This is a genomic window from Sphingobium sp. TomMM15 (assembly GCF_055397045.1).
Map to the genome: position 1 here is coordinate 1,487,053 of NZ_AP027314.1, position 20,931 is coordinate 1,507,983.

Genomic DNA, 20,931 nt, shown 5'->3' on the forward strand with positions numbered 1-20,931 from the left:
CTTCCCAATCCCCCGCTCGGAGGGTTGTCTCGTCAGGCTGCTTGCGCCGCCTCTTCCGAAGCGGGCAGGCGGATAAGATAATCGAAGGCGGAAAGCGCCGCTGTCGATCCTGCTCCCATGGCGATCACGATCTGCTTGTAGGGCACGGTCGTGCAATCGCCCGCAGCGAATATACCTGGCTGACTCGTTTCGCCCCTGGCGTCAATCTCGATCTCTCCGCGTGGCGACAGCGCGATCGCGTCCTTCAGCCATTCCGTGTTCGGGACCAGCCCGATCTGCACGAAAATGCCCTCCAGCTCGACATCATGCTCGGTGCCATTGTTGCGGTCCTTGTAGGACAGACCCGTAACCTTGGCTCCATCGCCGTCCACCTTGGTGGTGAGCGCCGAAGTGATGATCCGCACATTGGGCAAGCTGGCGAGCTTTCGCTGCAACACCGCGTCGGCGCGCAATTGGCTGTCAAACTCGATCAGCGTCACATGGGCGACGATACCGGCCAGGTCGATCGCAGCTTCCACGCCGCTATTGCCGCCGCCGATCACCGCCACGCGCTTGCCCTTGAACAAGGGGCCATCGCAGTGCGGGCAATAGGCTACGCCCTTGTTGCGATATTCATCCTCGCCCGGCACGCCCATCTGCCGCCACCGCGCGCCGGTGGACAGGATGACGGTGCGCCCCTTCAACGAAGCACCACTTTCCAGCACGACCTCATGATAACCGCCCTCACTCTGAGCCGGGATCAGCTTGGCCGCCTTTTGCAGGTTCATGATCTCGACATCATAATCCTTCACATGCGCTTCCAGCTGCGCGGCAAGCTTCGGCCCCTCGGTATGGCTTACCGAGATGAAATTCTCGATCGCCATCGTGTCGAGCACCTGCCCGCCGAAGCGTTCCGCCGCGACACCGGTACGGATACCCTTGCGCGCCGCATAGATCGCCGCCGCCGCACCAGCGGGGCCGCCGCCGACCACCAGCACCTCGAACGGCTCCTGGGCCTTGATCTTCTCCGCCGCGCGATCCGCCGCACCGCTGTCGATCTTCGCGACGATCTGCTCCAGCTCCATGCGCCCCGAAGCGAAGGGCTCGCCATTCAGGAACACAGTCGGCACCGCCATCACCTGGCGCGCGTCTACCTCTTCCTTGAACAGCGCGCCGTCGATCGCGACGTGCTTGATCCGGGGATTGAGCACGCTCATCAGGTTCAGCGCCTGCACCACGTCGGGGCAGTTCTGGCACGACAGCGAGAAATAGGTTTCGAAACTGAAATCGCCGTCCAGATCCTTGATCTGCTCGATCAACTCCTGCGCCGCCTTGGACGGATGGCCGCCCACCTGCAACAGCGCGAGCACCAGCGACGTGAACTCATGCCCCATCGGAATGCCAGCGAAGGTCACGCCGATATCGGTCCCCGCCCGCCGGATCATAAAGCTCGGCTTGCGCTTGTCATTGCCGGAAGTGACCGTCACCTTGTCCGACAGCTCGGCAATCTCGTTCAGCAAGCCTTCCAACTCGCGCGACTTCGCGCCTTCGTCCAGCGACGCCACCAGCTCGATCGGCTGCGTGATGTTCGCCATATAGGCCTTCAACTGGCCTTTCAGATTTGCGTCCAACATCTATCGTAGCTCCATTGAATTGGCGCGCCTCCCGTGGGCACGCGGGTCCGCTTGCCGGACGATACGACCCGAAGGTCCGGCATGTCAGCGGTCAAATTGTCAGGTAAAACCCCCGCCGGGCCGGGGAGTTGCTCAACCCGGCCCGGCGAAAGGTCAGGTTTTGCTTAGATCTTGCCGACGAGGTCGAGCGAGGGAGCCAGGGTTTCTTCACCCTCTTCCCACTTGGCCGGGCACACTTCGCCGGGGTGAGCGGCGACATATTGCGCAGCCTTGACCTTGCGGAGCAGTTCGGTCGCATTGCGGCCGACGCCTTCCGAAGTGATTTCCATGAACTGGATCACGCCTTCGGGATCGACCAGGAAGGTCGCGCGGTCAGCCAGGCCAACGCCCGGACGCATTACGTCGAAATTGTTGGTGATCTGGCCCGACTGGTCACCCAGCATATAATAGTTGATCTTGCTGATCGCGGGCGAAGTGTCGTGCCATGCCTTGTGGCTGAAGTGCGTGTCGGTCGAAACCGAATAGACTTCCACGTTCAGCGACTGCAGCGTCGGGTAGATACCGGCTAGGTCTTCAAGCTCGGTCGGACACACGAAGGTGAAGTCAGCGGGGTAGAAGAAGAAAATCGCCCACTTGCCCTTCACGTCCGCGTCGGTGACGTCGACGAACTTGCCTTCCTTGAACGCGGTGGCTTTGAACGGCTTGATGCTGGTGTTGATGAGAGCCATGGGCTTTCCAGTTCCTTCTTAGGGTTGCTGTTGCCCGGCCTATGTAGGGAGGTAGCAGGGTAAGGGGAAATTGCTTTTCTTCACACCACTGATTGAGAAAAGCGATCAAGCTCCCAATGATTGATCGACCGGCTCATCCCTTGGCTTCTGAAGGACATAGGTCATCGCTTCCCTGGCCATCTCCAGCGCCTCATCGATAGTGAAGGTCGAGGAATCCAGACAAAGCTCCAGCCACAGCCCATCCAACATGGCCGTCAACCCGATAGCCGCGATCCGCGCAGCCGGACGCGGTATCTGCGGCGCCGCCTCGCGCAGCAACACCTCCAACCGCTCGCGCGACCCTCCATAGGTCTCCGCATGCGTCGCAGCGATCTCGGGACTGGTCTTCACCAGACTCCAGAAGGAAATCCAGGTCGCCAGCAAATTGGGGTCCAGCACCGGCGGCTGCAAATTCGCCCTTATATAAGCCCACAGCCGGTCAAGCGGATCAGGCCCCGCCTCCGCCACGGCCTGCTCCAGCGCCGCCGCCACCTTATTTCCAACCTCGCGGTAGGTGGCGAGGATCAGGGCATCGACACCATCGAAATAATGCGTCAGCAACCCCGCCGAAACGCCCGCCCGCGAACAGATCGCCCGGACGGAAGTCGCGGCCACGCCCTTCTCCGCAAGGCACTGCGCCGTCGCTTCGATCAGCGCCTGACGCCTGACATCGGGTGTTTCCCTGACAAAGCGCGCGCGCCCCTCTATCCTACCAAGGCGGCCTGCAATCTTATCCACGTCTCGTTTCCCGTCACCATGCCGCATGCCCTTAGGGCGGCACATCCCGCCCCCTTCCCGCAACATGGATCACCGCGCCTTCGATCACCATTTAGGCCAGCAATGCAAGGGGAATTATGGCGCGCAGCCCCGTCAGGCGGGCTCGCTCAATTCTTCCAAAGCGGTAAAGCGTTGCGACCACAGTGCCCCATAAATCGCCATCCACTGCACGACCGGAGCCAGGCCCTTCACCCGCGCCGCATAATAGGTCTCCCGCCCCGCCCGGCGAGCCGTCACCAAACGTGCGCGCTTCAGCTTCCCCAGATGCCGCGACACCATCGGTTGCGATACATCGGAGACGGCCGTCAGGGCATGCACGCTCTGCTCGCCCTCCTTCACCAGATATTCCAGCAAGGCCCGCCGCGTCCCATCGGAAAGCGCCTTGAAAAGTTCGTCACATGCCGCCGAGCGGTCGCCACTTGAAACAGGATCATTCATTGCGAACTCATAACCAAATGATTATGAGAAGATCAAGCGAAGACCGTTTTTGACGGATCGAAGCGACGTTAACCAAAAAAAGTTGGCGGGGTCCAGCAGCTGAGTCTTTTGAGTCACACCACCTGATATTGAGTCCCTTGGCTAAATCCGGACTCAACATGTCGTGTCTACCTCTTTCGTTCTCACGCTGTTAACTTTTGTCTGAGGCTCAATGGCTAAGCCGTTGATCTTGACGCCGGACTCTCGACGACTCAACGCTGGTCCTCGAAACGAATGGGGGTCACATAATGGGTGTCATGGAACGCGTCGCACCGCGGCGTAAAAGGGCGGTTGCGCCGATCGAAAAAGAGGCGGTCAACGTCCCGGCAAACTGCCTGCTGCGCGGCGACTGCATCGCCGAAATGGCAAAGCTGCCCGACGCCTGCATCGACATGATCTTCGCCGATCCGCCCTATAATCTTCAGCTGGGCGGCGACCTGTTCCGCCCCGAAGGCGGCCGGGTCGATGCCGTCGACAATGACTGGGACAAATTCGATACGCTCAGCAGCTATGACCGCTTTACGAAGGCATGGCTGGCGCAGGCCCGCCGCATCTTGAAGCCCAATGGCAGCATCTGGGTCATCGGCAGCTACCACAACATCTTCCGCGTCGGCACCGCCCTTCAGGACGAAGGCTTCTGGATCCTCAACGACATCATCTGGCGCAAGTCGAACCCCATGCCCAATTTCAAGGGCACCCGCTTCACCAACGCGCATGAAACGCTGATCTGGGCCAGCCAGGGCGAGGACGCCAAATATACCTTCAACTATAAAGCGATGAAGACGCTCAATGACGAGCTTCAGATGCGCTCCGACTGGGTGTTGCCGATCTGCGGCGGGCAGGAACGGCTGAAGCGCAACGGGACCAAGGCGCACCCAACGCAAAAGCCCGAGTCCTTGCTCTATCGCGTGCTTCTGGCCTGCACAAAGCCGGGCGACGTCGTGCTCGATCCCTTCTTCGGCACCGGCACTACCGGCGCGGTCGCCAAGCGCCTCGGCCGCAAATGGATCGGCATCGAACGTGAAGACAGCTATATCGAAGTCGCCATGGAGCGGATCGAAGCCGCCCTGCCGCTGGACGAATCCGCCCTCACCATCATGCAAAGCGCCAAGAGCCAGCCCAAGGTTGCCTTCGGCACGCTTGTCGAAACCGGCTATCTCCAGCCCGGCGCGATCCTGACCGACGCCAAGCGCCGCTGGCAGGCCACCGTGCGCGCGGACGGCTCGCTCAGCGTCGGCACCGACACGGGTTCGATCCACAAGATCGGCGCAACCCTGCAAAATGCCCCCAGCTGCAATGGCTGGACGTTCTGGCATCATGAGGTTGAAGGCACACTCAAACCCATCGACACGCTGCGCCAGACTTACCTGCTGGCAAACGAACCCTGATAGCGCCCATACCAAAACTCCAAACCAACCTCCGTTCGGGCTGAGCCTGTCGAAGCCCCTTCCTTTCCTTTAACAAGGAAAAGCCCTCGACAGGCGCAGCGTGAACGAGACCAGCATGACCCTCTCCACTCTCCCCCAGGGCGCCCGGCTCTACCTGAAGCCCACATGGTTCGTCCCCTCCCCCATCGGCCTGCCCGATGGGTCAGCGGCACGCATGGCCAACGGCCTCATCTGGTTCCAGGCCTATGAGCTAACCGCACTTCAAGGCTCCCAACGCCTCGCCCGAACCACAATCCCGGTCGCCCAGTTCGCCCAAACCATCGCCACCCTCCCCGACGCGCTCGCCGAACGAGCGCAACGTCTCGCAACAAACATCTCCGCCCAACGCCAGCCGCTCGCACTAGGCGATCGCACCATCCGCTTCGACGCGCCGCAAGTCATGGCGATCCTCAACGTCACGCCCGACAGCTTCTCCGATGGCGGAAAGCATATGGACGACCCGCAAGCCGCAGCGGACGCAGGCTTCGCCATGGCGGCCGCAGGCGCCGCGCTTATCGACATAGGCGGGGAATCCACCCGCCCCAAAGCGCCCAAAGTCTGGGAGGGCGACGAAATCGCCCGCGTCGTCCCCGTCATCGAAAAACTGGCCGCCGCAGGCGTCCCGGTCTCCATCGACACCCGCAAGGCGTCCGTCATGGAAGCGGCTCTTGCAGCAGGCGCAAAGGTCATCAATGATGTCAGCGCCCTCGCCCACGATCCCCGCGCGATGGAAGTCGCCGCGCGGTCAGCCTGCCCCGTCATCCTGATGCATGCGCCCTCCTCCGGCGATGACCCGCACGACAATCCCGACGGCTATGGCGATGTCGTCGCCGATGTGTTCGACATGCTCGAAAGCCGCATCGAAGCCTGCGTCGCCGCAGGCATCGCTCGCGACCGGATCATGGTCGATCCGGGCCTGGGCTTCGGCAAATCGCTCGCCGACAATCTCGCGCTGGTCAACGGCCTGTCGGTGTTTCAGGGCCTCGGCGTGCCCCTGCTCTTCGCCGGAAGCCGCAAGCGTCTGATCGGCGCCCTCTCCAACGAAGCCCCCGCTCCCGACCGCCTCGGCGGCTCCATCGCCCTCGCCTTCCGCGCCGCGCAATCCGGCGCGCAGATGGTGCGCGTCCATGACGTAAAGGAAAGCGTGCAAGCCCTGCACCTCTGGCGCGGCCTCGCCGACGCAGGGCTGAGCGCGGTCTGAAGCATGATCATGCTTGAGTGATCGTCACCCCGGCCTTGATCCGGGGTCCCGCTTCTTTTCTGACGCTGCCGATGCAGCGGGACCCCGGGTCGAGCCCGGGGTGACGGAAAATCAGCCTTAATGCGATGCTTCCGTGTAAAACGATCAGCCTCTAAGGATCGCAAGCACTCTTAACCCGGTTCACCCTGAGCCTCAGCCCAACAACCCGCCCCCCGTTCGGGCTGAGCTTGTCGAAGCCCCTTCCTTCTCTTCAGCAATCAACCCGGAAAGCTGCAAAGGCCCGCTATCAGTGCTAAGCCGTCCCGTTCAGGCTGAGCAGATCGAAGCCCTCACCTGTTCAAAACGAAGGCCCCAGACCTCCGGAAAACAGGCACCAACCCTACCACCGCCGCAACCTCGGCCGAAACACACTCGGATCAATCGCGAGCACAGGAACATCCCTAGCCGCCAATTCAACCTTCGCCTGCTCCACCCCCGGCGGCTTGCCACCCGGCGTGAAAGTCACCACCGCCGTCCCCGGATCATCCAGCACCAGCCGATCGAGCATCAACGCAGGCCCCAACTCATCCGCATTCACCCGCACCAGCGTCCCAAGCTGCGTCATCCCGAACAAGGTCCGGGCAAAAGCAGTAGGCAACCTTATGCAACCATGGCTCGCCGGATAACCCGGATTATGCCCGGCATGCAGCGCCACCCCATCCCATGTCAGCCTTTGCATGAACGGCATGGGCGCATTGCTGTAGAGGTTGGACCGATGCCATTCCCGCTTTTGCAGGATCGTGAACTCGCCGGTCGGCGTCCGATGTCCCGCCGTGCCCGTTGACACGCTCGCCACGCCCACCAGCCGGTCGCCGCTATAGACATGCACCATCTGCCGCTGAAGGCTGATGATCAGATAAAGCGGCCCATCGAACGGCCCTTCCTCCAGCCAACGATAGCCGCCCGGCTGCACCACCCCACCATCCGGAATCGCTGGCGCAGCAGCAGCATCACACGTCGGCGAAAGAGAAGCTAGGGCGACCAGCGCCAGCAGGAACGGCATCACGCGCATAAAGACTTTCTTAGCCATAATGCGCGACTGTACCAGTCGGGAAGCGGTCAATTGCTCGCTATTCTTAATCCCATTGCGAAACAGGTTAAGAATGCTGATCCTTTCCGCATACGGCGCACTAGGATGTGTGGGGATTCAGTTCAGGGCGAGGCGAAAATGGCGAATTTCGAGAACCTCGAAGCGAGTCACGTGCCTCGCTTCGACGCAGCGTACTTCAGTACGTGAGCACCGGAAGCGCAGAAAGTCGCCATTTGCAGGCCGTCATGGGCTAAATCCCCACACATCCTAGAACATTGTTTAGGCAACCGGCGTCTCTGCCGGTTCAGAAAATGCGGATGACAAGCGCAGTGACTGATCTGCTGACGCCGGTAGAATATGGAAAGGGCTGAAACCGTCCTTGGGCGTGGTCCAACCCGATCTGATCGGGTGCCTTAGCCGTTCGATCGGCCGCCCGATCCTCTTCGATGCCAGTGGGATGAAGCGACCAAGCGCCGCACCGTTAATTTCGCCCTATCGATCCTACAACAGGACCAGCTGAGCGACCGGGGCAAAGCTGCGGCGGTGCAGCGGCGTCGGACCATGTTCCCGCAACGCCGCCAGATGCATCGGGCTACCATAGCCCTTGTTGCTTTCCCAGCCATAATGGGGATGCACCGCCGCCGCCTCTATCATCATGCGGTCGCGCGCCTCCTTGGCCAATATCGACGCAGCGGCGATCGACAGGCATTTGGCGTCGCCCTCCACCACAGCCGTCGACGCCCAGCGCCATTGCGGGCAACGATTGCCGTCCACCAGCACATGTGCGCAATCATGCGCCAGCGCCTCCACCGCCCGCGTCATCGCCAGCATCGTCGCCCACAGGATGTTGATCTCATCAATCTCCTCGACCGACGCGACCCCGATCCCCCAGCACAGCGCCCGCGCCTTGATCTCGACCTCCAGCACGGCGCGCCGAGCGGCGGTCAGCTGCTTGCTGTCGTTAAGGCCATCCGGGCAATCCTCCTGCCGCAGGATGACGGCAGCGGCCACCACCGGCCCCGCAAGCGGCCCCCTGCCCGCTTCGTCCACCCCGGCGACCAAGCCCGGATGATGCAACCGCTCATGCGCAAAATCAGGCATGCTGGTGAAACCCGAACGGCGCCCCCATAGGCCCATGACCCTGCCCCAGCCCCGGCGCCAACATCAACGCCTCTCGAACATATTTACGAGCAAATTCAATAGCTTCTGTTAGTACTGAACCCTGCCCCAGCCGAGCAGCAATAGCACTGGCCAAGGTACACCCGGTCCCATGCGTATGAATCGTTTCAATTCGCGCATTGCTCCATGACTTTACCAACCCCCGCGGCCCAATCAGCCGATCCGTCAGCATCGCCCCCTCGCCATGCCCACCCTTCGCCAGCACATGCGTGCCGAAACGGATCGCAATCTCCTCGCTCCCCAACGCCTCCAGTTCCGGAATATTCGGCGTCACCAAAGTCGCCAGCGCCATCAACCGCTCAAACGCCGCAATCGTCGCCTCGTCCGCCAGCACCGATCCACTAGTAGCGACCATCACCGGATCGAATATAATCGGCACATCAGACAACTGCGCAAGCCGATCAGCAACGGCCTGAGCAGTCTCAGCCGAACCGATCATCCCGATCTTCACCCCATCCACACCGATATCGCTGATGACGCTATCCATCTGCCGCAGCACCATATCAGTGGGCACCGCATGCACGCCCTGCACCCCCAGCGTATTCTGAGCAGTGATCGCAGTGATCGCCGTCATCGCATGCCCACCCAGCAGCGTGACTGTACGGATATCCGCCTGAATGCCAGCCCCCCCGCCACTGTCCGACCCGGCGATGATCAAAATGCGCGCGGGCTTCATGCCTTGTAGTGACGCTCGGTAGAGGCGGGATGGCACGCAAGCGCATCGCCTATGCGTGTCGGCCGGTCCATCAGTTCCCCGCTGCAATTAGGGCAACGGTCATCAAGCGCCTCGGCACAGGCAGCGCAAAAGGTGCATTCGAATGAGCAAATGAACGCACCCGGCTCCGCAGCTGGCAGATCCTCGCCGCATCGTTCGCAATCAGGACGCATATCCAGCATCAGGCTGCCACCCTCGCCACCGCGTCGCATATCCGTTCGACGACGTCCTTCACCTGATCTTCCCGATCGCCCTCGGCCATGACACGGATCACAGGCTCCGTGCCGGACGGACGAATGACCAATCTGCCGCAACCATTGAGTTCACTCTCCGCCTGCGCGATCACCCGCTTGACCTCCTCATGCTCCAGCGGCTTGCCACCGGAAAAGCGGACGTTCTTGAGCAGTTGCGGCACGGGATCGAACTGATGCAGCACTTCGCTGGCGGGCTTGCCCGCGCGAACAAGCGCAGCAAGCACCTGAAGCGCCGCTACGGTCCCATCGCCGGTCGTCGCATAGTCGGACAGGATCATGTGACCCGACTGTTCACCGCCAACATTGAAGCCACCCTCACGCATCCGCTCCAGCACATAACGATCCCCAACCTTGGTGCGCTCGAGATTAATGCCTCGCGCAGCCAGAAAGCGTTCCAGGCCGAGGTTGGACATAACCGTCGCAACCAATCCGCCCCCCCGCAGCAATCCGTCGCGTGCGAAATTGCTGGCGATCAGCGCCATGATCTGATCGCCATCAACGATCTGGCCCTTCTCATCCACGACGATCAGCCGGTCGGCATCGCCGTCAAGAGCGATCCCGATGTCCGCACCGGACGACACGACCGTTTCCTGGCACAGAAGGGGAGAGGTCGATCCACAACCATCATTGATATTGATGCCGTTCGGCGTCACCCCAATCGCGATCACCTCAGCGCCCAATTCCCACAGAGCCGACGGCGCGACCTGGTAAGCGGCGCCGTTCGCGCAATCGACGACGATCTTCAGCCCGTCGAGGCGAAGGTCGGCGGGAAAGCTGGATTTGACCGCATGGATGTAGCGGCCCCGGGCATCCTCGACCCGGCGCGCACGTCCGATGTCCGATGATGCTGCAAGCGGAATATCCTGCTCCAGCATCGCCTCTATCTTCATCTCATCTTCGTCGGAAAGTTTGTAACCATCGGGTCCGAACAGCTTGATCCCGTTGTCCGCATAGGGATTGTGACTGGCCGAAATCATGACGCCCAAATCTGCTCGCATCGAATGAGCAAGCAGCGCCACGGCAGGCGTTGGAATCGGCCCGAACTGAACAACGTCCATCCCCACCGCAGTGAACCCCGCGACCAGCGCGTTTTCGACCATATAGCCGGACAGGCGCGTGTCCTTCCCGATCACAACCCGATGCCTATGGCTCCCCCGCTGAAAATGCTTCCCGGCGGCCATGCCGACCTTCATCGCCAGTTCGGCGGTCATCGGCCATTGGTTCGTACGGCCCCTGATCCCGTCGGTGCCGAAATAACGCCTGCTCATGATTCTGTCCTGCAACGCGACCTAAGTTGCCGTCGTCCATAGCAATCTTTGTTCGACTTTCCACTGGCCGACAGTCATCCCATAGCAGATGGACGGTTTCAATGCAGCGGTGGACGCGCTTTCAAGTGCGGTCTTCTTCAAGCTACCCGTTCTGGGTGTCCGGATCGAACTGATCGTCCTTTATCTTGCGGTCCCGATGTTGTTTTTCACCATCTGGCTAGGCTTCCCCAATGTCCGCGCCGTGGGACGAGCGTTAAGAATATTGCGGACCCAGCCAGGCGTAGGCGAGGCCACGGGCGACGTCAGTCAGTGGGGCGCTTTGACTACCGCGCTCGCCGGAACGATCGGCCTTGGCAACATCGCCGGGGTCGCGGTTGCGTTGACCATGGGCGGGGCGGGCGCGATCTTGTGGATGTTCGTGATCGGCTGGTTCGCAATGACCGTGAAGATGGCCGAAGTAACGCTCGGCCTTAAATACCGGACGTTCGATCAACGCGGCCATGTGCATGGTGGCCCCATGTATGTGCTCAAAGCCATAGGCACGGCCCGAGGCTGGCCCCGTCTAGGACTTACGCTCGGCGGCCTTTACGCCTTCTTCGCCCTGTTTGGCGCGATCCCGATGGTGCAGGTTAACCAGAGCTTCGCGCAGGTGAAGGTTGTGACCGGTCTCTCTAATGGTTGGGCCTATGGCGTGCTTCTGGCTGCCGCCGTGGCGTTGGTGACACTGGGCGGCGCGGCGTGGCTTGGCGAGGTCGCGAAACGGCTCACCCCGCTCAAGGTGGCCGTCTATCTCATTGGTGTCGCTGCCGTCCTCATCATCCACGCGCCAGCTATACCCGACGCATTGGCCCAGATATGGCACAGCGCCTGGAATGGAAGCGCGGCCACAGGGGGCGCTGTCGGCGCCTTTGTCTCGGGAATGAGGCGAGCGGTCTTTGCGAGCGAGGCGGGTGTCGGCTCCGCAGTGATGGCACACAGCCTGGCACGAGTGCGCCATCCGGTTTCAGAAGGACTGGTGGCCCTGCTTGAACCGCTGCTCGGCACAATGATCGTCTGCTCGGTGGGTGGTCTGGCGCTGGTGGTCGCGGGCACTTGGACATCTGGATTGGAGGGCATCGCAATCACATCTGCCGCCTTCGCGCAGGTATCACCATGGTTTCCATGGCTACTAGCGGCCGTCGTTGTGCTGTTTGCCTATTCGACGCTTGTGGCGTGGGGCTTTTATGGTCTTCAGGCGTGGGGATACCTGTTCGGTCATGGTCCAAAGGCGCAGTGGAGTTACAAGATCCTCTATATCGTCGCGCTGCCTCCTGCGGCCGCGATCGACCTTGGTCGGGTCGTGGACATCGTCGATAGCAGCTTCTTCCTGATGGCGATTCCCAACGTCATTGCCCTCTATCTCTGTGCGGGGGAATTACGGCGAGACGTGCGTGCCTATCTAAGCGAAGCGGAAGAACATGCCTCACCAAGCGGATTTAAGGACTAACCGATAAGCGAAAGGCCCCACCAGTTGGCGAAGCCTCTCTTAAATTATATCAGGTTAGGTTGGTTCAGATCTTGTCGCCAAGCGCACCCTTCACAGACCCTTTGATGTCCTGAGCGGTGCCCTTAGCCTGCTGCGCCTTTCCCTCTGCGACCAGATCGGCATCATTCTGGTTCCGGCCCGCAGCTTCCTTGACCGCTCCAGCAATCTTATTGCCTGCCGCTTTAACCTTGTCAGTCATTTCACCCATAACGTCCTCCTATCGAAAGCTACGATGGGTCAACAACTTGGAGTAACCGAAGGTTGCCACCGGTACGATTGCGCAACGGTTGCAGACAAAGAAAAAGGGGCCGGAAAACCGGCCCCTTCCAAAATAATGGTAGCTGACGCTTAGCGCTTCGAGAACTGGAAGCTGCGGCGAGCCTTGGCGCGGCCATACTTCTTACGCTCGACGGTACGGCTATCGCGGGTCAGGAAGCCTTCGGCCTTGACTGCGCTGCGCAGCGCCGGCTCATACTTCGTAAGAGCCTGGGCGATGCCGTGCTTGACCGCGCCGGCCTGGCCAGACAAACCGCCGCCCTTGACGGTGGCGATCACGTCATACTGACCTTCACGCTCAGTGATGCCGAAGGGCTGGTTGATCACCAAACGCAGGGTCGGGCGAGCGAAATAGATTTCCTGATCGCGGCCGTTGACCGTGATCTTGCCGGTGCCGGGCTTCACCCAGACGCGGGCGACGGCATCCTTACGCCGGCCAGTAGCGTAGGCGCGGCCGAGGCTGTCGATTTCCTGGGCGCGCAGCGGAGCCGAGGGCTGAACAGGGGCGATCGGTGCGTCGGCAGCGACGGTCTCACCAGCGGCGGGAGCGTTGGCGGTCAGCGACGCGAGGTCGGACAGGGACTGGCGGTTATCGGACATTATGCACCCACCTTGTTCTTGCGGTTGCGCGATGCGAAATCGAGCACTTCGGGGTTCTGCGCTTCGTGCGGATGTTCAGCGCCGGCGAAGATGCGCAGGTTGCGCATCTGCTGACGGCCGAGCGGACCACGGGGGATCATGCGCTCAACGGCCTTTTCCAGGACGCGCTCAGGGAAACGGCCTTCCAGGATCTTGGCAGGCGTGGTTTCCTTGATGCCGCCGGCATAGCCAGTGTGCTTGTAGTACACCTTGTCTGTCAGCTTGCGGCCGGTGAACTTCACCTTGCCAGCGTTGATGATGATGACATTGTCACCGCAATCGACGTGGGGCGTGAAGCTGGTCTTGTGCTTGCCGCGAAGGATGTTCGCGACGGTCGAGGCGAGGCGGCCGACGACGAGACCTTCCGCGTCGATCAGGATCCACTTCTTTTCGACCGTTGCCGGGGTTGCCGGCTTAGTGGTCTTCATCAGCGCCTTCATGGTGCCAATCTCCAGAATGAAATAGTGAATTGAACGCGTTTTGAGGGCGTTCAAAGATGGGCGCTAATGACCGGCGAGGTTCAAGAAGTCAAGAGATTCGGCGGGTTTCCTGACGGGTAAAATAATACCCGTCACTTTGCGATCTGTTCGGCAACCCATTTTGCGTAGCTTAGATCGGCGCTTTCCACCGGTAATGCGAGGATTGCGGGCACTTCATAGTCGTGAAGTTCTGCGATCCGCGCCATCAGCGCGTCGCGGCGCGAGGGCGTGGTCTTGAACAACACCGGCACCTCCGCCGCGCTTTCCAGCACGCCGTTCCATTCATAGAGGGACGTCGCAGCTCCGAGCATGTTGGCGCAAGCAGCAAGCCCTTCCCCGATAAGCTGGCGCGCGACGCGGTCGGCGGCCTCCGCGGAGCCGAAGAGCGTGTAGACGAGCGCGACGCCGCTCACCCCCGGCGCGACCCGACCGCATGCGCGCCCCAGGCGGCGGAAGCGACGACGAGGGCGCCGACCGCCTGATGCAGCACCGCGAGCGGCAAGGCGATGCCGCTGACGACAGTGGCGATGCCCAGCGCGATCTGCGTGCCGACGGCAGCGTTGATGGCGATCGAGGGACCGCGCCGCCCCGCCCGCTTTGCCTTACGCGCAAGCAGGACCAACATCGCGGCGGCAACCCATGCCCACCAGCGATGGATGAAATGGACGAGATAAGGGTCGCTGGACAAGGTCGCCCAAAGCGATCCCAGCCACGAAATCCCCTCCGGCACGAGATGGTCGTTCATGAGCGGCCATGTGTTCGAGACATAACCGGCGTCGAGCCCAGCGGTGAACGCGCCGAACATCAGCTGGACCAACAGCACCAGCAGGGCGACCAGCGCAAAGGGCTTCAGCGCAGCAGGACGGGCGGCAGGGTTCCGCGCCAAGGCAAACAGATCAAGCGCGGTCCAGATGAGGCCGCCGATGATGAAAAGTGCCGTCAGCAGATGAACCGCGAGCCGGTAATGGCTGACATCGGTGCGCACGGACAGGCCAGAAGTCACCATCCACCAGCCGATCGCGCCCTGAAGGCCGCCGAGCGCCAGCAAAGCGACCAGACGCCAGCCGTAGCCGTATGGGATAGCGCGGCGAAAGGCGAACCACAGGAGCGGCAGGGCGAAGGCGAGGCCTATCAGTCGTCCAAGCAGCCGATGCACCCATTCCCAGAAGAAGATGAACTGGAAATCGGACAGGGTCATGCCCTGCCGCAATTGCTGATATTCGGGGATTTTCTGATAGAGGCGGAAGGCGTCCATCCACTGATCATGGGTCAGCGGCGGAATGGCGCCGGTGATCGGTTTCCACTGCGTTATCGACAGGCCCGATTCGGTAAGCCGGGTAATGCCGCCCACCACCACCATGCAGAAAACGAGCGCTGCCACCGTGAGCAGCCAGCGGGCGATCGCGACGGGACGGGAAACATCCATGGCCGGGCGAAGGGCAAGTTCAGTCATGGCGCCGATCCATGCGCCGATGCCCGGATTGTTGCAAGAGGGCGACCATAGGACAAAAGGTCGCAACGCTCCGTAACGAGCGGATACAAATCAATGGACAGGCGTATCCCGTCTATGCACTTCTTAACAGAGGATAATCGATGAGCGCCCCGGCGACCCACATTGCCGGGATGATCGCTGCACATGGTCCGATCGGGGACCTGACGGCGCGCATCGGCCACGCGTCCCCTCTGGGGCCGGTCAGCCGATGGTCGCCTGCACTGATATCAACGGTGCGGCTGATGCTGTCTTCCAAGGCAGAAATCGTTCTGTTCTGGGGGTCGGACCTCTGCGCGCTCTATAATGAAGCCTATGCGCCGACGATCGGCGACAAGCATCCGGGGGCATTGGGCCGTCCGGCGCGGGAGAACTGGGCCGAGCTGTGGGACGATCTGGAGCCGCTGCTGCTGTCGGTGATCGAGCGGGGCGAGACGGTGCATGCCAAGGACCGCCCCTTTTACATCGAACGCGACGGCGGCCGTGGCGAGGAAGTCTATTTCGATATCAGCTATTCACCCGTGTTCGAAGCGGACGGGTCGATCGGCGGGGCGCTGTGCATCGTCAGTGAGACGACGCAGCGCGTCCGAACCGAGCGCGAGATGCTGGCGGATAGGAACCGATTATGGACGCTGGCCCGCGACCCATTTCTGATCGCCGACATGGACGGCACATGGCTGTCCGCCAGCCCCGCATGGACGGACATATTGGGATGGAGCCAAGAGGAGCTGATCGGCCGCACGTCGGAATGGATGGAGCATCCCGATGATGTCGCACGCGTCCGGAAAGAAGTTGACACGCTCCAGCAAGGCGTTCCCTCGCTGCGGTTCGAAAACAGGTTCCGAACAAAGGACGGCGGCTATCGCAACTTCAGCTGGACGGCCGTGCCGGACAATGGGCTGATCTATTGTGTGGCGCGGGATGTCACCGAACAGCGCGCCCATGCCCGCGCGCTTGCCGAAGCGGAAGCCGCGTTGCGGCAAGCGCAGAAGATGGAGACGCTAGGCCAGTTGACCGGCGGCGTGGCCCATGACTTCAACAACCTGTTGCAGGTGGTGACGGGCAATCTTGAACTGCTCCAGCGCGGCCTCAAAGATAATGAGCGGATGCGCCGTGCGGCGGACAATGCGATGGCGGGCGCCGAACGTGCGGCCATGCTGACGCAGCGGCTGCTCGCCTTTTCCCGCCGCCAGCCATTAGCGCCCGAGCGCGTGAACCCCAACCGGCTGGTGAGCCGCATGTCGGAGCTGTTAAGCCGCACTTTGGGCGAGCGGATCGAGGTTGAAACGATCCAGACCGCGCGGGCCTGGCCGATCGAGGTCGATCTTAATCAGATGGAAAATGCGCTGTTAAATCTGGCGGTCAATGCGCGCGATGCGATGCCCGATGGCGGCAAGCTGACCATCGAGGTCGCCAATACACATATAGATGACCGTTACGCGGCGCAGGAAGAGGATGTGCAGCCCGGACAATATGTGCTGATCAGCCTGTCGGACACGGGACAGGGCATGGATGCGGAGACGTTGAGCCATGCGATCGAGCCGTTCTTCACCACCAAGGAGGTGGGTCGTGGCACCGGGCTTGGGCTGTCCATGGTCTATGGTTTCATCAAGCAATCCGGCGGCCACATCCGGGTGTATTCGGAGGTCGACGAAGGGACGAGCGTCAAGATTTACCTCCCTCGTTTCCATGGCCTGGTGCCAGCCAATGATCAATTGGAGGAGGCACCGGCCCCGGTCGTAAGCGGGGGCGATGAGACGGTTCTGGTGTGCGAGGATGACGATAAAGTCCGCGCCTATGCGGTCGAGGTGCTGAACGAGTTGGGATATCGGGTGATCGAAGCCAGTAACGGAGCGGCGGCGCTAGATGCGCTGGAGCAGGCCCCGGTGCCGGTCGATCTGCTATTCACCGATGTCGTGCTGCCCGGTGGGATGACCGGCGCCGACGTTGCGCGGGAAGCGGCGGTGAGGCGGCCAGAGCTTAAGATCCTGTTCGCGACCGGATATGCGCGCAACGCTATTTTCCACCATGGGCGGTTGGACCCGGGGGTGGAGTTGCTGACCAAGCCTTTCACTTACGCGGAACTGGCGGGGAAGGTGCGTGAGGTGTTGGACCGGCGGGAAGAGCAGCGGGTGGGGTAAGGTTGAGCTTTGGAGTGGCTTCGCTTCGCTCGGCCTAAACGGGGGTGGGGCAGTTCAGCCCCGTCAAAGCCTCGCCTCGATCCAATCACTTTAAATCCGTTCGGGCTGAGCTTGTCGAAGCCCTTTCCTTTCTTGAGAAGGAAGTGGAGCCCTTCGACAGGCTCAGGGCGAACGGAGATAGGGGTTAGCGCACTTAGCCAATGGCGCGCCATGCCGTGACCAACGCCCTCGCGCGTTCCGCCACCGTCGCGGCATTGTCGCCGGGGCGGTATAAAGCGCCGCCGACGCCAATGCCTTCGCAGCCTGCGCCGAGCCATTGGCCGATCGTGTCGGCGCCAGTGCCGCCCACTGCCCAGAGGCCGACATGGCGCGGCAGCACTTCCTTGATGGCCTTTATATAGGCGGGGCCAAGGCTGGCAGCGGGGAACAGTTTCAGGCGGCGGGCGCCAGCGCGGACGGCGGCGAAGCCTTCGCTGGGGGTCATGAAGCCGGGCAGCATGTCGAAGCCATATTGCGCGCCACGGGCGATGACGGCCGGGTCGGTGTTAGGCGTGACCATGATGCGTCCGCCGGTGCGACGCAGATCGTCCACCGCCTCTACCGTCAGCACGGTGCCGCCGCCGATCAGCGCGGTGGCGCCGAACGCCTGTTGGAGCGCGGTGATGCTTTCGAAGGGTTCGGGCGAGTTCAGCGGTACTTCGATGATGCGGATGCCCGCATCGATGAGGGCCGCGCCGATCTCCACCGCCTCTTCGGGGCGAAGGCCGCGCAGGATAGCGGCGATGGGGGGTGCTCCGGCTGCAAGAAGGGAATCGAGGGTCATGCGGCATTCTCCGGAAGGGTGAGGCCAGCGAGGACGCAATCGTCGCCGCTCAAGGATCGGGAAGCAAGGCCTTGCGCCTCCAGCGCCTCTGCATAGCGGGCGCAAAGGCGCTGGTCGCCGATGAGGGTGATGCCGCTTACTTTGCCGAGCATGGCGCGCACTTCCGCGATTTCGCAGCCGATGAGCAGGCCGGAGAGGTAGCCAGCGGCCCAATCGTGGGAGCGTCCGGCGCGCAGGCGTTTGGCGCGGGCGGCGAAGAGGTTGGTGAGGAGGCGGCCCTCCCCTGCCCGGCCGAGGCCTTCGGCGAAACCTTCGGCTTCTTCGGAAGCTTCGGCGGGGGCGGCTTTGGAGCCGAGGGTGGAATGATCGCGCAGCAGGGCGAAGAGTTCGCCGGTGGGCACGGTGCGAAAGCTGACGATGCGGCCGTCCTCCACCAGCGACCATTTATTGTGGGTGCCGGGAAGGACGATGAGGTGGCGGCCCTGCGCAAGGTCGGGATGGCGATGCATTGCGCCGAAGATTTGCGTTTCTTCGCCGCGCATGACATCGGGCACGCCGTCCTTGTCGGTGCAGGCCAGGCCCGCGAGGATCGTGACGGGCGTGCCTTGCCAGTCGAAGCGCATGGCGGCGGCGCGCCATTGCTGCGCGGTTGCGGGGCAGTCGGCATAGGGCGCCTCGACCCAGCCATCGCGCGCGCCCGCCATGCCGCACAGGCGGATGCTGCCGGGGGTGCCGTCTTCCAGCCAGGGCGCGATGGTTTGCGCGAAGGCTTGCGTGGCATTCGCGCCCGCTTCGGCAATGCCGGGACCTTCGCGGCGGGCGGTGACTTGCCCTTGCTCCATGCGGAAGAGGCGCAGGCGGCTGGTGCCCCAGTCGCCGACGACGTCATAGCTGCTCATGCCGAAGTCATTTCCGTTCTTGTCTGCTTATTTGTATGAGTATATGCAACGGCCGATAGCGTCAATGCGTCGCGCACCTCATGTCTTTCAGGAACTCTCATGGCCGCTTCGTCTCAGCCCAACCGGAAATTGCGCAGCCGCGCCTGGTTCGACAATCCCGACAATATCGACATGACGGCGCTCTATGTGGAGCGTTACCTGAACTTTGGGCTCAGCCTGGAGGAACTGCGCAGCGGAAAGCCGATCATAGGCATCGCGCAGACGGGGAGCGACTTGTCGCCCTGTAACCGGCACCATCTGGTGCTGGCCGAGCGCATCCGCGAGGGGATTCGCGAGATGGGCGGGATCGCGCTGGAGTTTCCGGTGCATCCGATCCAGGAGACCGGCAAGCGGCCGACGGCGGGGCTAGACCGCAACCTTGCCTATTTGGGGCTGGTCGAGGCGCTGTACGGCTATCCGATCGACGGCGTGGTGCTGACGACGGGCTGCGACAAGACGACGCCTGCGCTGTTGATGGCGGCGGCGACGGTGAATATTCCCGCGATCGCGCTGTCGGTCGGGCCGATGCTGAATGGCTGGCACAAGGGGCAGCGGACGGGATCGGGCACGATCGTCTGGCATGCGCGGCAGCTGCTGGCGGCGGGGAAGATCGATGATGAGGGCTTTATCAAGCTCGTCGCTTCGTCGGCGCCTTCGACTGGCTATTGCAACACGATGGGCACGGCTACGACGATGAATTCGCTGGCCGAGGCGCTGGGGATGATGTTGCCGGGGTCGGCGGCTATCCCTGCTCCCTATCGCGACCGGCAGGAGGCGGCGTGGCGCACTGGCAAGCGGATCGTGGAGATGGTGGCGGAGGATCTGAAGCCGTCCGACATATTGACGCTGGATGCCTTTCATAACGCGATCTTGGTGAATTCGGCGATCGGTGGGTCGACCAATGCGCCTATCCATCTGGCGGCGATTGCCCGGCATGTCGGCGTTGAATTGCCGCTGAAGGATTGGGAGACGGTGGGGCATGACGTGCCGCTGCTGGTGAACCTGCAACCGGCGGGCGAATATCTGGGCGAGGATTATTATCATGCCGGGGGCGTGCCTGCGGTCGTGGGGCAGCTGATCGCGCAGGGCCTGATCCGCGAGGGCGCGATGACGGTCAACGGGCGGACGATGGGGGAGAATTGCCGGGATGTCGCGATCGAGGATGAGAATGTCATCCGTCCTTTTGCCCAGCCGTTGAAGGAGGAAGCGGGATTCCTGGTGCTGTCGGGCAATTTGTTCGACGCGGCGATCATGAAGACGAGCGTCATCAGCGAGGAATTCCGGCAGCGATACCTGTCCAATCCTGACGATCCCAATGCCTTCGAGGGGCCGGCGGTCGTGTTCGACGGGCCGGAGGATTATCATGCGCGGATCGACGATCCGGCGGTGGGCATCACGCCCGAAACGCTGATGTTCATGCGCGGCGCGGGGCCGATCGGCTATCCGGGCGCGGCGGAGGTGGTGAACATGCGTCCGCCCGCTTACCTGATCACCGAAGGCGTGTCCGCCCTGCCCTGCATCGGCGACGGGCGGCAATCGGGGACTTCGGGGAGCCCGTCGATCCTCAACGCTTCGCCGGAGGCTGCGGCGATGGGCGGGCTGGCGCTGCTGAAGACCGGGGACTGGGTGCGGATGGACCTGGAGGCGCGGACGGTGAATGTGCTTATTCCCGAAGAGGAACTGGAAGCGCGGCGCGCGGCGCTGCGGGCCGAGGGGGGGTATGCTTATCCCGCTTCGCAGACGCCGTGGCAGGAGATTCAGCGGGCGCTGGTGGGGCAGTTGGACAAGGGCGCGATCCTGGAGGGTGCGGAGAAATTCCAGCGGATTGCCCAGACTCAGGGCCTTCCGCGCGACAATCACTAAGAGATAAGGGA

General features: G+C 62.2%; 21 protein-coding genes. 5 read left to right on the top strand and 16 right to left on the bottom strand.

Going from position 1 to position 20,931, the window contains the following annotated elements:
* Positions 1 to 32: 32 nt before the first annotated feature.
* From ahpF to ACZ51H_RS07535, 4 genes are all read right to left on the bottom strand, one after another.
* Complete coding sequence (gene ahpF / locus ACZ51H_RS07520) at positions 33 to 1,613, bottom strand: alkyl hydroperoxide reductase subunit F (RefSeq protein ID WP_464801413.1); 1,581 nt, start codon at positions 1,611 to 1,613, stop codon at positions 33 to 35.
* Positions 1,614 to 1,777: 164 nt separating this feature from the next.
* Complete coding sequence (ahpC, locus tag ACZ51H_RS07525) at positions 1,778 to 2,341, bottom strand: alkyl hydroperoxide reductase subunit C (protein WP_196224206.1); 564 nt, start codon at positions 2,339 to 2,341, stop codon at positions 1,778 to 1,780.
* Positions 2,342 to 2,446: 105 nt separating this feature from the next.
* Positions 2,447 to 3,145, bottom strand: coding sequence for a transcriptional regulator BetI (gene betI, locus ACZ51H_RS07530; protein WP_464802867.1), 699 nt, complete (start codon positions 3,143 to 3,145; stop codon positions 2,447 to 2,449).
* A gap of 105 nt (positions 3,146 to 3,250) precedes the next feature.
* Positions 3,251 to 3,595, bottom strand: coding sequence for an ArsR/SmtB family transcription factor (locus ACZ51H_RS07535; RefSeq protein WP_449473592.1), 345 nt, complete (start codon positions 3,593 to 3,595; stop codon positions 3,251 to 3,253).
* Positions 3,596 to 3,882: 287 nt separating this feature from the next.
* On the opposite strand from ACZ51H_RS07535, the gene ACZ51H_RS07540 reads away from it, so the two are divergent.
* Positions 3,883 to 5,022 carry a DNA methyltransferase gene (locus tag ACZ51H_RS07540; protein WP_464801414.1) on the top strand — a complete coding sequence of 380 codons (1,140 nt, stop codon included), beginning with the start codon at positions 3,883 to 3,885 and terminating at the stop codon, positions 5,020 to 5,022.
* Between the two features lie 115 nt (positions 5,023 to 5,137).
* Positions 5,138 to 6,262 (top strand): dihydropteroate synthase, encoded by a 1,125-nt coding sequence (folP, locus tag ACZ51H_RS07545; RefSeq protein WP_464801415.1) that lies wholly within the window; start codon positions 5,138 to 5,140, stop codon positions 6,260 to 6,262.
* A gap of 379 nt (positions 6,263 to 6,641) precedes the next feature.
* On the opposite strand, the gene ACZ51H_RS07550 is transcribed toward folP, so the two are convergent.
* The 5 genes from ACZ51H_RS07550 to glmM all read right to left on the bottom strand — a co-directional run bounded on the left by ACZ51H_RS07550 (position 6,642) and on the right by glmM (position 10,747).
* Positions 6,642 to 7,313 (bottom strand): L,D-transpeptidase family protein, encoded by a 672-nt coding sequence (locus tag ACZ51H_RS07550; protein ID WP_464801416.1) that lies wholly within the window; start codon positions 7,311 to 7,313, stop codon positions 6,642 to 6,644.
* Between the two features lie 519 nt (positions 7,314 to 7,832).
* Positions 7,833 to 8,432 (bottom strand): ribonuclease HII, encoded by a 600-nt coding sequence (locus ACZ51H_RS07555; RefSeq protein WP_464801417.1) that lies wholly within the window; start codon positions 8,430 to 8,432, stop codon positions 7,833 to 7,835.
* Entirely contained in the window at positions 8,425 to 9,186 is a 762-nt protein-coding gene (gene thiD / locus ACZ51H_RS07560) for a bifunctional hydroxymethylpyrimidine kinase/phosphomethylpyrimidine kinase (protein ID WP_464801418.1), read from the bottom strand. The genes ACZ51H_RS07555 and thiD overlap by 8 nt, the downstream gene beginning before the upstream one ends.
* A complete protein-coding gene (locus ACZ51H_RS07565) occupies positions 9,183 to 9,407 on the bottom strand; it encodes a DUF1272 domain-containing protein (protein ID WP_464801419.1) in 225 nt (74 codons plus the stop codon). The genes thiD and ACZ51H_RS07565 overlap by 4 nt, the downstream gene beginning before the upstream one ends.
* A complete protein-coding gene (glmM, locus tag ACZ51H_RS07570; RefSeq protein ID WP_464801420.1) occupies positions 9,407 to 10,747 on the bottom strand; it encodes a phosphoglucosamine mutase in 1,341 nt (446 codons plus the stop codon). Before glmM ends, ACZ51H_RS07565 begins: the two co-directional genes overlap by 1 nt.
* A gap of 88 nt (positions 10,748 to 10,835) precedes the next feature.
* Between glmM and ACZ51H_RS07575 the strand changes: the two genes are divergently transcribed.
* Positions 10,836 to 12,233 (top strand): alanine/glycine:cation symporter family protein, encoded by a 1,398-nt coding sequence (locus tag ACZ51H_RS07575; protein WP_464801421.1) that lies wholly within the window; start codon positions 10,836 to 10,838, stop codon positions 12,231 to 12,233.
* A 64-nt stretch (positions 12,234 to 12,297) separates the two neighbouring features.
* Here ACZ51H_RS07575 and ACZ51H_RS07580 read toward each other — a convergent pair whose 3' ends face one another.
* From ACZ51H_RS07580 to ACZ51H_RS07600, 5 genes are all read right to left on the bottom strand, one after another.
* Positions 12,298 to 12,480, bottom strand: coding sequence for a CsbD family protein (locus ACZ51H_RS07580; RefSeq protein WP_449473604.1), 183 nt, complete (start codon positions 12,478 to 12,480; stop codon positions 12,298 to 12,300).
* Between the two features lie 140 nt (positions 12,481 to 12,620).
* A complete protein-coding gene (gene rpsI, locus ACZ51H_RS07585) occupies positions 12,621 to 13,148 on the bottom strand; it encodes a 30S ribosomal protein S9 (protein ID WP_464801422.1) in 528 nt (175 codons plus the stop codon).
* Positions 13,148 to 13,627: a 50S ribosomal protein L13 gene (rplM, locus tag ACZ51H_RS07590; RefSeq protein WP_097092068.1), complete on the bottom strand. Its 480-nt coding sequence runs from the start codon at positions 13,625 to 13,627 to the stop codon at positions 13,148 to 13,150. Before rplM ends, rpsI begins: the two co-directional genes overlap by 1 nt.
* A 131-nt stretch (positions 13,628 to 13,758) precedes the next feature.
* Positions 13,759 to 14,079: a divalent-cation tolerance protein CutA gene (gene cutA, locus ACZ51H_RS07595; protein WP_460986274.1), complete on the bottom strand. Its 321-nt coding sequence runs from the start codon at positions 14,077 to 14,079 to the stop codon at positions 13,759 to 13,761.
* Positions 14,076 to 15,119 (bottom strand): COX15/CtaA family protein, encoded by a 1,044-nt coding sequence (locus ACZ51H_RS07600; protein ID WP_460986275.1) that lies wholly within the window; start codon positions 15,117 to 15,119, stop codon positions 14,076 to 14,078. Before ACZ51H_RS07600 ends, cutA begins: the two co-directional genes overlap by 4 nt.
* Before the next feature lie 140 nt (positions 15,120 to 15,259).
* On the opposite strand from ACZ51H_RS07600, the gene ACZ51H_RS07605 reads away from it, so the two are divergent.
* On the top strand, positions 15,260 to 17,296 hold the full coding sequence (locus tag ACZ51H_RS07605) for a hybrid sensor histidine kinase/response regulator (RefSeq protein WP_464801423.1): 2,037 nt from the start codon (positions 15,260 to 15,262) through the stop codon (positions 17,294 to 17,296).
* Positions 17,297 to 17,489: 193 nt separating this feature from the next.
* Here the strand turns inward: ACZ51H_RS07605 and ACZ51H_RS07610 are convergent, their stop codons facing one another.
* The gene (locus tag ACZ51H_RS07610; RefSeq protein WP_460986277.1) at positions 17,490 to 18,119 is read right to left on the bottom strand and encodes a 2-dehydro-3-deoxy-6-phosphogalactonate aldolase; all 630 of its coding nucleotides are present in this window, start codon (positions 18,117 to 18,119) and stop codon (positions 17,490 to 17,492) included.
* On the bottom strand, positions 18,116 to 19,018 hold the full coding sequence (locus ACZ51H_RS07615) for a 2-dehydro-3-deoxygalactonokinase (RefSeq protein ID WP_464801424.1): 903 nt from the start codon (positions 19,016 to 19,018) through the stop codon (positions 18,116 to 18,118). Before ACZ51H_RS07615 ends, ACZ51H_RS07610 begins: the two co-directional genes overlap by 4 nt.
* 99 nt (positions 19,019 to 19,117) lie before the next feature.
* On the opposite strand from ACZ51H_RS07615, the gene ACZ51H_RS07620 reads away from it, so the two are divergent.
* A complete protein-coding gene (locus tag ACZ51H_RS07620; protein ID WP_464801425.1) occupies positions 19,118 to 20,920 on the top strand; it encodes an IlvD/Edd family dehydratase in 1,803 nt (600 codons plus the stop codon).
* Positions 20,921 to 20,931: the final 11 nt, after the last annotated feature.